This window comes from Sphingobacterium sp. UBA7038 (assembly GCF_002494055.1).
GTDB lineage: Bacteria > Bacteroidota > Bacteroidia > Sphingobacteriales > Sphingobacteriaceae > Sphingobacterium > Sphingobacterium multivorum.
On record NZ_DLAV01000019.1, the window covers coordinates 53,846 to 67,719 of the forward strand.

The 13,874-nt window shown below is 42.9% G+C and carries 12 protein-coding genes; 9 read left to right on the forward strand and 3 right to left on the reverse strand.

The window, feature by feature from the left end; genetic code table 11:
• Positions 1-52: 52 nt before the first annotated feature.
• From B3H30_RS12850 to B3H30_RS12880, 7 genes are all read left to right on the forward strand, one after another.
• On the forward strand, positions 53-472 hold the full coding sequence (locus B3H30_RS12850; RefSeq protein ID WP_286834234.1) for a hypothetical protein: 420 nt from the start codon (positions 53-55) through the stop codon (positions 470-472).
• Positions 473-559: 87 nt separating this feature from the next.
• Complete coding sequence (locus B3H30_RS12855; RefSeq protein ID WP_286834236.1) at positions 560-2,800, forward strand: PAS domain S-box protein; 2,241 nt, start codon at positions 560-562, stop codon at positions 2,798-2,800.
• Between the two features lies 1 nt (position 2,801).
• A complete protein-coding gene (locus B3H30_RS12860; protein WP_112375358.1) occupies positions 2,802-3,173 on the forward strand; it encodes a response regulator in 372 nt (123 codons plus the stop codon).
• 421 nt (positions 3,174-3,594) lie between these two features.
• Entirely contained in the window at positions 3,595-6,678 is a 3,084-nt protein-coding gene (locus tag B3H30_RS12865) for a SusC/RagA family TonB-linked outer membrane protein (RefSeq protein ID WP_112375357.1), read from the forward strand.
• 12 nt (positions 6,679-6,690) lie between these two features.
• Complete coding sequence (locus B3H30_RS12870) at positions 6,691-8,256, forward strand: SusD/RagB family nutrient-binding outer membrane lipoprotein (RefSeq protein WP_286834240.1); 1,566 nt, start codon at positions 6,691-6,693, stop codon at positions 8,254-8,256.
• An 18-nt stretch (positions 8,257-8,274) separates the two neighbouring features.
• The gene (locus tag B3H30_RS12875; protein ID WP_286831829.1) at positions 8,275-9,087 is read left to right on the forward strand and encodes a DUF4397 domain-containing protein; all 813 of its coding nucleotides are present in this window, start codon (positions 8,275-8,277) and stop codon (positions 9,085-9,087) included.
• A 2-nt stretch (positions 9,088-9,089) separates the two neighbouring features.
• Positions 9,090-10,082, forward strand: a complete 993-nt coding sequence (locus B3H30_RS12880; protein WP_286775341.1) for a phosphodiester glycosidase family protein — start codon at positions 9,090-9,092, stop codon at positions 10,080-10,082.
• 200 nt (positions 10,083-10,282) lie between these two features.
• On the opposite strand, the gene B3H30_RS12885 is transcribed toward B3H30_RS12880, so the two are convergent.
• On the reverse strand, positions 10,283-11,386 hold the full coding sequence (locus B3H30_RS12885; protein WP_145328121.1) for a PAS domain-containing sensor histidine kinase: 1,104 nt from the start codon (positions 11,384-11,386) through the stop codon (positions 10,283-10,285).
• A gap of 88 nt (positions 11,387-11,474) precedes the next feature.
• Between B3H30_RS12885 and B3H30_RS12890 the strand changes: the two genes are divergently transcribed.
• Positions 11,475-11,633, forward strand: coding sequence for a hypothetical protein (locus B3H30_RS12890; protein ID WP_158638866.1), 159 nt, complete (start codon positions 11,475-11,477; stop codon positions 11,631-11,633).
• A gap of 61 nt (positions 11,634-11,694) precedes the next feature.
• Positions 11,695-12,744, forward strand: coding sequence for a LacI family DNA-binding transcriptional regulator (locus B3H30_RS12895; RefSeq protein WP_145328120.1), 1,050 nt, complete (start codon positions 11,695-11,697; stop codon positions 12,742-12,744).
• A 35-nt stretch (positions 12,745-12,779) separates the two neighbouring features.
• Here the strand turns inward: B3H30_RS12895 and B3H30_RS12900 are convergent, their stop codons facing one another.
• Both B3H30_RS12900 and B3H30_RS12905 read right to left on the reverse strand, forming a co-directional pair.
• Positions 12,780-12,995: a hypothetical protein gene (locus tag B3H30_RS12900; protein WP_286834246.1), complete on the reverse strand. Its 216-nt coding sequence runs from the start codon at positions 12,993-12,995 to the stop codon at positions 12,780-12,782.
• A 42-nt stretch (positions 12,996-13,037) separates the two neighbouring features.
• Positions 13,038-13,862, reverse strand: coding sequence for an endonuclease/exonuclease/phosphatase family protein (locus B3H30_RS12905; RefSeq protein ID WP_286834247.1), 825 nt, complete (start codon positions 13,860-13,862; stop codon positions 13,038-13,040).
• Positions 13,863-13,874 lie beyond the last annotated feature (12 nt).

Genomic DNA, 13,874 nt, shown 5'->3' on the forward strand with positions numbered 1-13,874 from the left:
GGCTGAAAACTATTGCCCCCAATAGGAAGTATTCAGCCGAAAAGTTGTAAATTTGACAGCTGGTTACGGATTTAATCCAGACAACTTTGCCAGCGGCAAAGCACATGCCGTTCAGCTGGAAAAAGAAGTGCAGAACTTTCGGCTGAAAGGATTGCAGCTCGACGATATGATGCGTCTAAAGAAGGTAAGCCAAACCATGAAGGCCGATGCAGCCGGCCTGAAAGCCGCACAAGATCTAACGGCTATGAAAGCGTCGTTTTCTGCAGTCACACAATCCCTATTTACCATTATGGAGACGATGAAATGTACCGATGAGGCGATGTACCTGCAGTATTGCCCTATGGAAAAAGGCTATTGGCTAAGTTACGACAAGACGATAGAAAATCCGTATGCAGCGTCGATGCGCAAGTGTGGTGAGCTGGTCAAAGGAATGGCGAAAGCCGATTACCCAGAGCCCGTAGCCTGCCATTAATTTCCGCGGTTGATATAATCTATCTATTTTTTTGCTATTTTTAGATACACAACTTTTTACTGTGTATAAGTATACCCATGAATCTATATGCTTAGTGTAACTACCGAAAGATCCGATTTTGACCGGGCCATATTCGACCTAGTCCCGCTACCCATGTGGATCTATGACCTAGATACATTACGTTTTCTTGCTGTAAATAAAGAAGCCATCCATCACTACGGATATAGCGAGGAAGAGTTTAAGCAAATGACAATCAGAGATATTCGCCCGCAAGAGGATATACCGAAATTGGAGGAAGCTGTAGAAAGAACCAAAAGCCGGCTAAAAAAATTTAAGAAAAGTATTTTTCGGCATCAGAAACGTGATGGCAGTATTATGTATGTACAGATTAAAGGCAACACCATCAATTTCAACGGCATTCAAGCCGAAATCGTTACCGCCACCGAACTGACCGAGCTCTATGAGAAAGAACGCAACTTAGACAAGGCCTACAAGGAGCTTTCATTCAGTGAGAAAAGGTTTCGATCATTAATCGAAAATGGTCGGGATCTTGTGGCCATTATCGACCTCGACGGCAAATACAAGTATGTAGCCCCTACATCCACTACCGTTCTGGGGATGGATCCTGAAGCCTTTGTGGGCAAAAGTGCCTTTGAATTCATCTATGAAGATGATGCTCGCCAGGTCAAGGCGCAGCTCGACAAAATGAAGGTATCGAAGTCGGCTTCCATTGGCGCATATCGGTTTCCCGATGCAAACGGCGATCTGCGCTGGTTTAAAACCGAATTATCCAACCACCTAAACACGCCCCTTATTGAGGGCATCATTGCTAATACGCAGGAGGTCACCGCCGAAATCAAAGAGAAGATCGTCAACGATCTTTTTACCGAGCTGACCTTAACCTTTGCAAAGTCTATTTCCCTGATATCCTCACTAGATCAAGCCCTTCAACGATTGGTGTTGCTTCCCAAGATACGTGTCAGCGAGATCTGGTTGGTCGCTCCAGACCACAGCGAGTTACACCTTGTGTCAAAATCGTCGCAGCAAAGTAAGTTCGCGCTATTTCACCAACAGACGCAGGAATTGACTTCCTTTACAGAAGAGGACGGGCTCGCAGGTAAAGTATGGAAAGAAAAAAAGGTGGTTATTTGGGACGATCTCGGCGAAAATAAAGATTTTCTACGCGCAGAAGCGGCCAGGACGGTGGGTCTTTCCACGGGAATCGGACGACCGGTTATGTATGGCGATGAATTTCTGGGCTGCATCGTATGTTTTTCGACGTCTGCGCCAGAGAATCTTGTCGAAATGATAAATTTACTGACCAATGTCAGCGAAAAGCTTGGCCCACTCGTCAAACAAAAAGTGACAGAAGAAGAGTATCGTTCTATTTTCAATATTTCTTCAGATCCGCTGTGCATAATTGGTTTCGATGGTTATATCAAAAAATGCAATAAAGCTTTCAGCCAAGTGCTGGGTTATCCTACAACATATCTATATGCTACCCCCATGTTTGAACTCATCCATCCCGAAGATCGAGAGCGTTTAGAAGAAGGGTTTTCGTTATTGATGAGCGGCCATAACACCGAGCGTTTTTCGGGTCGGTTTTTAACATCCTCCGGTGATATGAAATGGTTGCAATGGTCGGCTACTGTAGCAGCAGAATCCAAAACGCTTGTTGCTGTCGGGAAGGATATCACCAAACAAAAGCTTGCCGAGCACGCGTTACAAACAGCTTATGAACAATTAAAGACAGCCCAAAAAATTGCTAAGCTCGGGTACTGGTTTAGAACTATAGATTCGGATGTCACGGAATGGAGTGAGGAGATGTACAAAATTTATGAGTGTTCGCCTAGCACCTTTATCCCCAGCTTAGAAAATATCAAGCAAACTTTGCAGCCCAAAGACCAGCATATGCTCGAGGATGATCCTTTATTTCACGTAGAGCCTGGAATTATCAAAAGCTTTGAGCATGAAATCATCACCTTATCGGGAAAGTTGAAATGGGTGCATCAAGAAGTGCGATTAGTCACTGATGAAACGGGTAATACGATTAAAATTGAAGGCACAATACAAGATATTACAGCTTCCCATCAGGCTATGGATCAAATAAAGAAACAGAACGAGACCCTCTGTGAAATCGCCTGGCTGCAGTCTCACAGTATCCGCGCTCCACTAACACGGATCATGAGCCTAATTTACCTTTCAAAGGAATTAGATGGCGGCGGAAAATCTACTGCTGAAATTATGGATCTGATTATGGATTCCGCAAAAGAATTAGATGCGGTGATTGCGCAAATCACCGTTAAAACAAACCTTATTCATCATTAAAATGGAACAGATACTACTTATAGATGACGACGCTGTCATCAATTTTGTACATACTAAAATCATTGCTAGTGTCTATCCCGATGCGACTGTGGTCATTTTAGAAAATGGAAAGAAAGCGGTGGAATACATACAGCAAAATCAACAAAATCCCTATCTCGTCTTCTTGGATATCAATATGCCGATTATGGATGGCTGGCAATTTCTGGAAGCGATGCAAGATTTTCCCAATAAGGACAACTTGCGCATACATATGTTAACCTCTTCCGTAGATTTAAGAGACCAGAGTCGCGCAGCAGACAACAACATGGTGCTTTCTTATCTTTCAAAACCCTTAACAAAAGATGTTTTACGATCGATACCCGTTCAACAGTAGCTGGCATTAGGTAAGTAGTCCATCAACTATTACGCACTTTAGGCAATACCACCTTCATTGCGTCGGCAACAATAGTTTGACACAAAATCCAGGTTGCTAAAGGACGTAAAAAACCGATTTAAACGAATAGAGCCCAGTCTGATTTAGTAAACAGGCTGGGCTCTTCAATTTTACGCTAAACCCTTCGTTTTAAAAAAGCGTATTTTTGCATTTTTATTCGTTTAAATACAATATTTCAATCCAAAAATTGTATAATAATTTGAAAAAATGCATTTTTATGCTATATTTGATATAAAACATATACAAACCGATTTCTAACCGCTATAAATTTTTATGAAATAGCACAATATTTATGTTGCCCAAGCACCAGGTGTATTGGCAAAACCTAAGTTAAACGAAACTAATCAAACACAATTTTATTATGAAAAGAAGTATGCTCATACTAGTGAGTTTACTGAGTACGTATGGTGTCGCCCTGGCCCAAAAAATCGTTACCGGTAAAGTCACTACGACAGATGGGTCGGCATTAGGCGGTGTAACAGTTCTCGAAAAAGGCAAAAACACCCAGTCCATCACCACCAACAGTGGAATGTACAAGATCACCGTACAAGAAAACGCCACCTTAATTTTTAGACATGTCGGTTATAACCAAATCGAAAAAGCGCTCATGGGGCAGTCGGTAATCAACATCAGCCTATCCGAAAACAGTTCGTCCCTCGACGAAGTGGTAGTCACCGCTTTCGGAGTCAAACGTGATCGAAAAACCCTCGGATACTCCACACCTATCGTTGCCGGATCAGATGTATCCGAAACCCAACGCGAATCGTTTTTCCAAGGTCTCCAAGGCCGTGTACCGGGCCTTTCAATCAATAGTACAAGCGGTATGCCAGGTGCATCGGCACAAATCGTACTGCGCGGCTTTGCCTCCATCTCTGGCGACAACAATACCCTTATCGTTGTCGATGGCGTACCCATCAACAACTCCACACTGAATGAAAATGACCTGGCTAGCAATGGAGCAAATCGAGATCTCGATTACTCCAATCGGGCAATGGATATCAATCCAGACGATATCGAAACCTATACCATCCTGAAAGGCCCAGAGGCGACAGCCCAATTCGGCAGCCAAGGTGCAGGCGGAGCCATTCTCATAACAACCAAGAAAGGAAAAGCCGGTAAATTTACCGTCAACTATTCGCTCTCAGGACGTGTTGAAACGGTCAATAAATACCCCGAGCGGCAATATGTTTATGCACAGGGAACCAATGGTGTATACGCCGCTAATTCGGTCTATTCAATGGGACCAAAATATGCAGAAGGAGTCACGCTCTACAAAGACAATGTCAACAACTTCTTCCGCACCGGATATAATCAAAAGCATAATCTTTCTTTCGAAGGCGGATCAGAAAAAGTGACTTACCGCTGGTCCAATGAATACAGCAACAATACTGGTATCGTCCCCAATACCAGCTATAAGCGGTTTTCGACCCGCCTCAATGGAACAGCAAAATTTAACGACAAACTCGAATTTAACACCTCTTTCAACTATATCAATTCACAAAACGATAAAGTCCGTAAAGGCAATACAGGCTACCTGATTACCCTGATGCGCTTCAACCCGCTGTACGATGTTCGCGACTGGATCGATGAAAAAGGGAATCGTGTACTCCACAGCACCGATATTTACAATGAGCTGGATAATCCCTTTTGGGATGTATACCGCAACACCGCCAATGATGATGTAAACCGCCTCCTTGCCACTTCCAACATGACCTATCGCGCTACGAACTGGCTAAGCCTCAACGGGATCATCGGCATCGACTTTGCCAACACACGGGGGCAAAGCGTTTACCATCCTCAATCCTACTCCGGATCAGGGTCTTCGACCAATGTACGCAATGGCTCCATGAATGAGTATCAAGTCAATGCACGCGTGCTCTCGGGATCATTTATGGCGACGGCCAATACAAAAATCGGGCGCGACATTAGTTTTAGGGCAAACTTGGGAACAGAATTTAAAGACTACAATACCCTTACTAACTCCCAATATGGCGAGGACTTTTACGATCCCAACTTTTACAGCATCAACAACACCTTTCCGAGCACGCGCCTGGCGCGATCTGTTGCCAATAACTTTCGGACAGTTGGATTTTTGGCACAGGCTGGATTTGGATATCTTGACAACCTGCTGTATCTAAATTTAACCGGACGACTGGATGCAGCCTCCCGAATGATGCCCAATAATCCCTATTTTGGCTATCCATCGGCTTCGTTGGCCTTCAATTTTTCAGACTTATCTTTCTTCAAAAATAAAGTGCAATGGCTCAGCGACGGAAAATACCGCATCTCTGTGGGAACAACGGGAAAAGCGCCCTTTAAAAGCTATTACACGTTATCTAATCTCGAGCCCAAGCTATCCACAGGTGGTGGATTTGCCTATGGTGTGAATGGCGGAAATCCCGATCTGAAAGCCGAAAAAACCCGCGATTTTGAAACAGGACTCGAATTTGGCTTTTTTAAGCGCCGCCTTACATTTGATTTCAGCTATTTTAACCGTTTAAGCACCGGGCAGATCATTCTACCGCGACTGAGTTATGGCTCAGGCTTCGTTTTACGGATGATGAACGGCGGTGAAGTCAAGACTTACGGTACCGAATTGCAAGTCAACGTCAACCCGATCAAAAAAACCGATTTCAGTTGGGACATGACCTTTAATTTTACCCAGTACAAAGGAAAAGTACTTTCATTAGCGGAAGAATTGCCCGAACTGTATGATTCTGACACCTGGGTACTGAGCGGCGTAAGGTCTTCGGTCATGCCGGGCTATAGTATCGGTACCTTAACTGGAACACAATTTAAGCGAAACGGTCGCGGAGACATTTTGATAAACCCTCAAACCGGTCTACCCATCGCCGGCACCGACAAATATTATCCTATTGGAGATCGTATTCCTGACTTCACGCTGGGCATTGTCAATAAGTTCAACTACAAAGATTTTTACCTCACCTTTTTATGGGACCTCCGCAAAGGTGGCGATGTGCTCAATGGACTGGATTATAGGCTCTATACCTATGGGCAGTCTGTTAAGACGTTAAATCGGGAAAACCCTCGGGTGATTGAGGGGGTACTCGAGGACGGACTCGAAAATACAGCCAATCCAACAACGAACCGTATTGCGGTAACCCCTTATTCAGCTTCAGCCTACTATATGACCAATATAGAACCGCAGATGTTTATCGAGAAAAACATCTATGCATTTAGACTGCGCGATGTTACACTCCGCTATGCACTTCCCAAGCATCTCACACAGCGTATTTCGCCACAAGCTGCATTAAGTGTATTTTTTACCGCTACCGATCTTTTTCTTTTTACGAATTATACAGGACTTGACCCGGAAAGCAATAGTAATACGGCAGGCCTTGGCGGCATCGGCGGATATGGTATAGATTACGGAAACATGGCTAAGCCAAGAGGTTTCAATTTTGGTCTTAACTTGAGATTTTAGGAGGAATATATCATGAAAACAAAACTTTATATACTCATCTTTTCAGTCCTTGCCGGATTGAGCAGTTGTAAAAAATACCTGGACATCAATGAAAATCCGTCCAACCCGCAGCTAGTCAAAGCCGAATTGCTTCTAGCTCCGATCATCTATCAGATGGCCAATGGTTATGCCAATGACCAGCGGCAGATGAACAAATTCAATCAAACCATCTTGGGCGCGAGCACAGACGAATCCTCCCGGATCTGGGAACGTCATGGTTTCCCGCAGCAAAGTGATGTTGGCGGTGTGATGTGGCGTATGGTCTATTTTGATCATGGACTCAACCTGCAGTTGATGATCAATGACGCCATAGCCAATCAGAAATATGAATATGCCGCAATCGGCTATGCCGTAAAAGCCTGGGGCTATCAGATGCTGACCGACTATCACGGCCCCATTATTCTCGATGAGGCCTTGCGTACGCAACAGTTATCTTTCAGATACAATGACCAACCAGAAGTGTATGCTAAAGTACGCGTATGGTGTGATTCTGCATTATATTATCTGGATCAAAAAAGCCCCGTCGATTACAGCGCCAACCTCAATTCAAAAAAGGGCGATAATCTCTTTCGGGGCAATATGGACCGTTGGCGCAAATTTGTCTATGGCCTAAAAGCACTTCAGTACATTCACTTGGTTAATAAACCCGATTTTAAGGAAAAGTATGCAGACTCGATTGCCTATTTTGTGGACCGCTCCTTTGATTCACCATCCGATGATGCAGGCGTTAAATTTGACGGCGACAAATCCGAAACAGCCAATGTGGTGAGCTCAAAATTCGGCCTTTATACCACATCCTATTACAACAGAGCCGGTAAGCCTATTGTGCGCTACCTAACCGGGGGATTGCGGGGCGAACCTATTGAAAATCCAAAAATATCGACAGACCCTCGCCTATCGCGTATGTTGATGATCAATAATCCTGTTGACAGTATTTTCGTCGGTGGTGAGCCCAATGTATCCAATACCACCGTTCCAAATATCCTAGGCGACGTCAGTAGCGGTGTAGGCAAATTCATCTTTAGAGACGCCGCAGATTTTCCATTGATGACCTATGCGCAGCTGCAACTGGTCAAAGCCGAGGCCCTCTTTATCAAAGGCGACGCAGCAAAGGCCTATGAGGCCTATATCAAAGGTATCTATGCCCACATGAACTTCGTCAATAAGTACATCAATACAACCAATGAAAAATCCATTACTGCTGTTGAAATAGATAATTACATCAAGGGAGGAGAAATACCGCTATCAGCTGCTGATCTAACCCTTCCCGACATTATGGGACAAAAGTATATTGTGCAATGGGGCTGGGGAGGTCTTGAACAATGGTGTGATTTAAGGAAATATCATTATAACACGGAAATATTCAAGCAGTTTATTCCATTGGCCGGCAGCCAGCTGACTTACAATGATTATTGTTACCGCGTCCGGCCTCGTTATAATTCGGAGTACGTATGGAATGCTTCAGAGCTTGAACGATGGGGCGGATTAGAGCCGGAGTACGTGATTAAGCCAACCTGGTTTGTTACAACAACTTATTAACGTATTAAAGGAAACATTATGAAGATATTCAAAAACTTAGCATTTCTAGCTTTAGGTGTCTTTGGCCTATATTCATGCGAGAAATCCATTCAGGACTTTGGAAAAGTAGATTTACTTGGCGCCGATGATGTCATCGTGAAAATCAATATGGCATCGATATATCCCGATGACCGCTATATGTATGTCAAATTTGACGATCAGCGCGTTACTTCACGCATCCGGGGACGCGAGCCCTTTCCCGGCGGCGGGTATAATACCCGTGGAGATTCACGGCCTGATTTTTTAAAATGGAAAGCCGGCAACGTAAAAGTACAAGTTGCCCTTCCACATAAAACCGACGATGGACGCGACTCCATTATCTTGGCCGAATCATCCGTTAACCTGAGCGCAGGCAAGCGCTATACCATTCATATTACCGATACGGCGCAGAACACAAAAATGATCCTCAATGAAGAAGACCTCACACGGCCCGACAGTACACAAGCAAGGTATCACTTTACCAATCTGATGCCCAATGTACCATCAATAGACCTGTACTATGGTGCTGCGGCCACTGGGAGCGCAGATGCCATCGCCGTGCAAGACTCACTTGTCGCCAAGGACATTAAATACCTGGAAACAAGTCCATATTTCCAGCTCAACCGCATTGCCACCCGTACCTGGAAGATCCGCAAAGCGGGATCTCCGGTAACAAATGGCACTGTAATCGCGTCCTACAGCAATGCAGGAGCCATCCTGGACCGCAGGTCATATGTCATTTATGCTTTGGGCTATGATGGATTTACCAGCACCATCATGAAGCCTTATGTTTCATTTTTCTTAGTTCGATAGATATGAAAAGAAAAACAATATTAAGAAATGTCCTTTTGTACATCACGTGCATCAGCATGCTATATTCCTGCAAGCAAAGGGATGATTATCCCAGCTTTGACGATAAAGAGATAGTAACTCCGCCCACCGATATTATTCCAGAAGACAAGGAAATAGAGCCCGTCACCAAGAAGCTCATGGCGCAGACCGACCTCATCAAAACATTTCTGGTCGATTCATCTGTTACCCTAACCAAAGGACTTGTACGAACCCATATTCGCTACCAGAACAAGCTCGATCAACGCGTGAGCCTTCAACTGCTCACTGTAGATCTTTCATCAAAAGCGGTTTTTCCTTCAATCATGAGTGCATTTGATGATTACCTATATGTGAGCCAGCCGATAGGTGATATGGCAAAGTATAGCGAACCACGCGCAGGCGGCGAGATCCTCGCAGCAATAAATGCGGCGTTATCGTCCACTTATTCCTACATTAAAAACGGGCGGCAGATCAATGTATCCACGAGCAATATAAAGACCAAAGAGAAGACCAGACCTTTCTTTGCAATACGCAAAGATGGCTCGCCTTATATTGGCAATTGTGCCGATACCACCAAGTTTGCTTTTGAGCCTTATGATTTGAATCAATTTAGCGGACTGGTATCCGGGACCAATTGGGTCCGTTACCGAGGTTATAACGTTTTGACTACAGCAGCAATTGTTCAAGCGATAACAGCCATTGGCCTATCCGCAGATAATAAAACGATGTATGCCTTGGTTGTTGATGGCGGTGACACCAATTTTTCAGTAGGCATCAGTTTAAATGATGTTGCCGTTTTGATGGGAGCCTTAAGTAGTTACGATGCATTTGTATTGAACGGCGGTTCCACCAGCGTGATGGTCCAAAAGACCAATACAGGAAACCAATTTAATCCCGTGGTCTGGAACACCGTATCCAAGCCATTAACGGCAGGCGGATCTGCAAGCATCAGCGGTATCGCATTTGTGAAGCGATAAATTAGAAAATCAGCTACTCAACAACGGATTTTGAGTAGCTGATTTTTTAAATTTAAATTTGTTTACGCTGTTATTTCATCTTGCTTGCAGCTACGCAAAATACGATTATTTCGCCCAAGAAAATTCAATCACAAGAATTTTATTTTCCTCATGCCCGAAATAAAACTTCCAGCCGAAGTTAGTATTAGGTCAAAAGTTGTTTAGGCTAACGTTCGCGATGAAACTGGAAAAAATAAGCGAACGACGGTCCCTTTGTTAAGTTCGCTCGATAAATGAATCGTCCCACCGATACGTTCCATGAGATGTTTAACCAATGCCAGCCCGATTCCCGATCCAGCAATCTTGGCAGTATTACTCGCCCGTTCATTTGTAAGAAAAACCTTCTGCAACTCGTCTTCCGGAATCCCGATGCCATTATCTTCGAGATAATATACTACTCCTTTATCAGCTTTTTCACTATAAATATGCAAAAAAGCCTCACCTGATTTTTTTGCATATTTAACGGCATTACCAATTAGATTTATAAAAACCTGATAAACGATTCCGCCATCCGTATACAAAGGAAATAGATCTCCTAATTTGATTTCCATTTGTTTGTCGGGATATACCAGTTTAATTTCATCAATACAATTCCTTATTTTTTTATCCATTGCCACACACGCGACTTCTTTCTCGGCACTGCGTATCTTGCCAAGCTGCAATGTCTGATTTATAATACTTTCTATATTTTGAATAGATGCCGCAAAGGTTTCAAACCACCTTTCACTTACCTTAACCGAAACACCCACATTTTTGCTCAGAAAACTATTCCCAATTTTCAAAACAGACAATGGATTTTTTAGATCATGTGCCAAAGTGCCGGCGAGCACGTCCAATTCGCGGCTAAACATAAGCTGCTCTTGCTTTTCTTCCACATTTTTGTAAGCAAGATGTTGCTCAGTCACATCACTTGCCGTATGCAAAATAGCATAGGTTTTCCCCTCCTCGTCAAGCAATGGCCTATATTCAAAATTAAAATACCGCAGTGTTTTCGTCTCTTCATGAACAATATTTGCGGGTGTACGCTCAGCCTGATAGACAATTCCTGTTTTCCAAACGTTTTTCAAAATAGATGAAAAACCTTCTTCTTTAAAATGAGGAAAGCATGCACAAAAACTACGCCCTAGGATGGACCGATCCACACATAATATATCCAGCATACCTTGGCTAACAAAAGCAATATTTAGGTCTATGCTATCATAAATTGCGATCGCACTATGGGACTGCTCCAAAATAGACACCAGAAGATTAGCTGTAGTTTTCATCTACGCTAATTTAATCATAATATTTTACAACAGATAAATCAATAAGGGAAAATCCGAAAAACAAAAAGCTAATCACGAAGTTGACCTGATGCATCTTGACAGAGAAGGCTTCAACCCCATGATGGCCCAAGAAAAGATTATGAAGTACATTGAATCTCTTTACGATCTTGCCGATTTCTTCTGGACACTTTTTTTCTTTGCTGCATTAAACGACCTCTTTTTCAACAACAATGCCGGTAAATTCTAAAGGCTTTGAACGATAATGGATACAAGTGAATAAAAATCTATATTTTTAAGTTTTAGAATGTATGGAAAATAAAAAGATTTCAATAAATGACATTGCGAAACACTTAAAAATAGCAAAGTCAACCGTATCGTTGATCATTAACGGAAAAGCTGACGAAAGACGGATTAGCAAAGAATTACAGGCTAAAGTACTGGATTATGTCAGAGAGGTTCGTTTTTACCCGCATCACTTAGCGCAAAGCCTAGCCACAGGCCGAAGTAGCAGTATCGGACTTATTGTTGAAGATATTTCTGACTCATTTTTTGGACCAATAGCGCTCATGATCGAAAATCTAGCCAAAACGAAAGGGTATAGGATAATGTACAGCAGTACCCTCGGTGATACCAATACAGCCATTGAGATTATCAATTTTTTCAGACGGAGCCAACTGGATGGCTATATTATTGCACCAACCAAAGGAATAGAAGATGTCGTTAAAGAAATGGTGGATGAACATATCCCAATTGTTCTATTTGACCGGGATCCGGTCGAAGGTGTGGATTTTGTCGGAACCAACAACAAGGAAGCAATGATTGAAGCTTGTATGCATCTATATGATAAGGGGTTTCGTCAGATTGGATTCGTTACACTCGAATCTACACAAAGCCAAATGCATGAACGATTATTAGGTTACCAAGAGACGATGGAAAAATTAGCTGTTGACCCTAAAGTAGCCTTTGTACCCTTTGAATCAAAAAAAACAGTCAAACAGCAGCTTATTAAAGATTTTCTTGAAAAAAATCTGGAATTGGACGCTATCATCTTTGCAACCAATTATCTTTGTCTTGCAGGGTTGGCTGCAATAAATAAGCTAACGGCTAAAAAGAAAATGGATTTCGGCATAGTGTCCTTTGACGATCATGAAGCGTTTAACCTGATCTCCCCAACGATCACCGCCATACGTCAGCCCTTGGAGGAACTAAGTAACAACATTATAAAATTATTGCTAAAGCAGATAGAAAAACCAACAAAAGATAATGCTAGTCATGTCGTGTTACCCTCTGTGATAAAGGCAAGAAAGTCATCTGAAAGAAAAAGCAATAATCTTCTGCCAATCGGTCGCAACAACTGATCGGCAGAAGATTACCGAAAAAAGAGTGTCATCATTTATTCCACTTTCATGGACGAGGCCTTATCATTGGCTGTCGGTGTCAATTGAGAAAAGAGTGGCGTATCCGTCGTCAGCACCCAGTTGATCCCCGAGAAATTTTGGTGTTCGTACAGCGTCAAGGTAACTCCGTTTGGAACTCTCGCGGAGGATGCCCAATCGTTTTCGATACCTCTGGCATTCAGATCTGCCAGATTATAGCTTCCTTTCGGCAAGAAAACTCCCTTTCCACCATAATTAGTATTGAATTATTCAGACTATTTAATATTAAATGTTCCTACAACTGGAAAATGGTCGGATTCCTTGTCTGCCCAAAATTGAACCGCATAGTCCTTTACTTCAAAAGCCTGCTGCGGAGCATATATCAACCAATCACAAGTATATGTCGGTTTTGGTGTAGGTACAGTCCATTCACAATTCGAGGTTTGACAGGGCAGGGAAAACCATTTTTGCAAAGCCGGCATAGTCTGTGAGTTGGGCCGTGAATTCAGATCAGCACCCAAAATGATCGGCTTCTTTAAATTTTTGATTTCCGCCAAGATCTCAGCGATCTGTTTTAAACGGGTGGCATCATCCTTTTTGTAGCCCAGGTGGGTCGTCGCAAAATAAAATTGTTTGCCTTCCTTTTCCAACAATGCATAGCCAAAGGATCGGATGTCATCCCCATCATTAGCAACCCCCAGATGGATAGACTTTGTCTCCAGTAGCGGATATTTGGAAAGGATAACATTACCATAATCACCTTTCTTCAACGTTAATGCATGTGCAAAATAATAGTATTTCATCCCTGTCAATGCAGCGATTTCCTTCGGAAAATCCATTGGATTAATAGCTGTATTGCGTTCCACTTCTTGCAAAGAAACAACATCGGGATCAACTTTTTTGATCACCGAAGCAATCGCTTCAATGCCCATTTTTCGAGCACTATAGATGTTGTAGGTCATTGTTTTGATCTCAACTTTACGATTCAATTTTTGGGCGGAAACTCCATTGGCGTTAACTGACAACAGCAGAGCGGTTATTAAAACAAACAGCAGGGGGCGCAAGTTTAAATGTCTTGCTTTAGACAAAGTTATCATCATGATCCTATTCTT

What these genes read in the sequence shown, in the direction of transcription:
- B3H30_RS12895 (WP_145328120.1), top strand. Translation starts at nt 11,695, where the DNA reads ATGGAAAATAAAAAGATTTCAATAAATGACATTGCGAAACACTTAAAA.
- B3H30_RS12855 (WP_286834236.1), top strand. Translation starts at nt 560, where the DNA reads ATGCTTAGTGTAACTACCGAAAGATCCGATTTTGACCGGGCCATATTC.
- B3H30_RS12870 (WP_286834240.1), top strand. Translation starts at nt 6,691, where the DNA reads ATGAAAACAAAACTTTATATACTCATCTTTTCAGTCCTTGCCGGATTG.
- B3H30_RS12875 (WP_286831829.1), top strand. Translation starts at nt 8,275, where the DNA reads ATGAAGATATTCAAAAACTTAGCATTTCTAGCTTTAGGTGTCTTTGGC.
- B3H30_RS12885 (WP_145328121.1), bottom strand. Translation starts at nt 11,386, where the DNA reads ATGAAAACTACAGCTAATCTTCTGGTGTCTATTTTGGAGCAGTCCCAT.
- B3H30_RS12890 (WP_158638866.1), top strand. Translation starts at nt 11,475, where the DNA reads ATGCATCTTGACAGAGAAGGCTTCAACCCCATGATGGCCCAAGAAAAG.
- B3H30_RS12860 (WP_112375358.1), top strand. Translation starts at nt 2,802, where the DNA reads ATGGAACAGATACTACTTATAGATGACGACGCTGTCATCAATTTTGTA.
- B3H30_RS12880 (WP_286775341.1), top strand. Translation starts at nt 9,090, where the DNA reads ATGAAAAGAAAAACAATATTAAGAAATGTCCTTTTGTACATCACGTGC.
- B3H30_RS12905 (WP_286834247.1), bottom strand. Translation starts at nt 13,862, where the DNA reads ATGATGATAACTTTGTCTAAAGCAAGACATTTAAACTTGCGCCCCCTG.
- B3H30_RS12865 (WP_112375357.1), top strand. Translation starts at nt 3,595, where the DNA reads ATGAAAAGAAGTATGCTCATACTAGTGAGTTTACTGAGTACGTATGGT.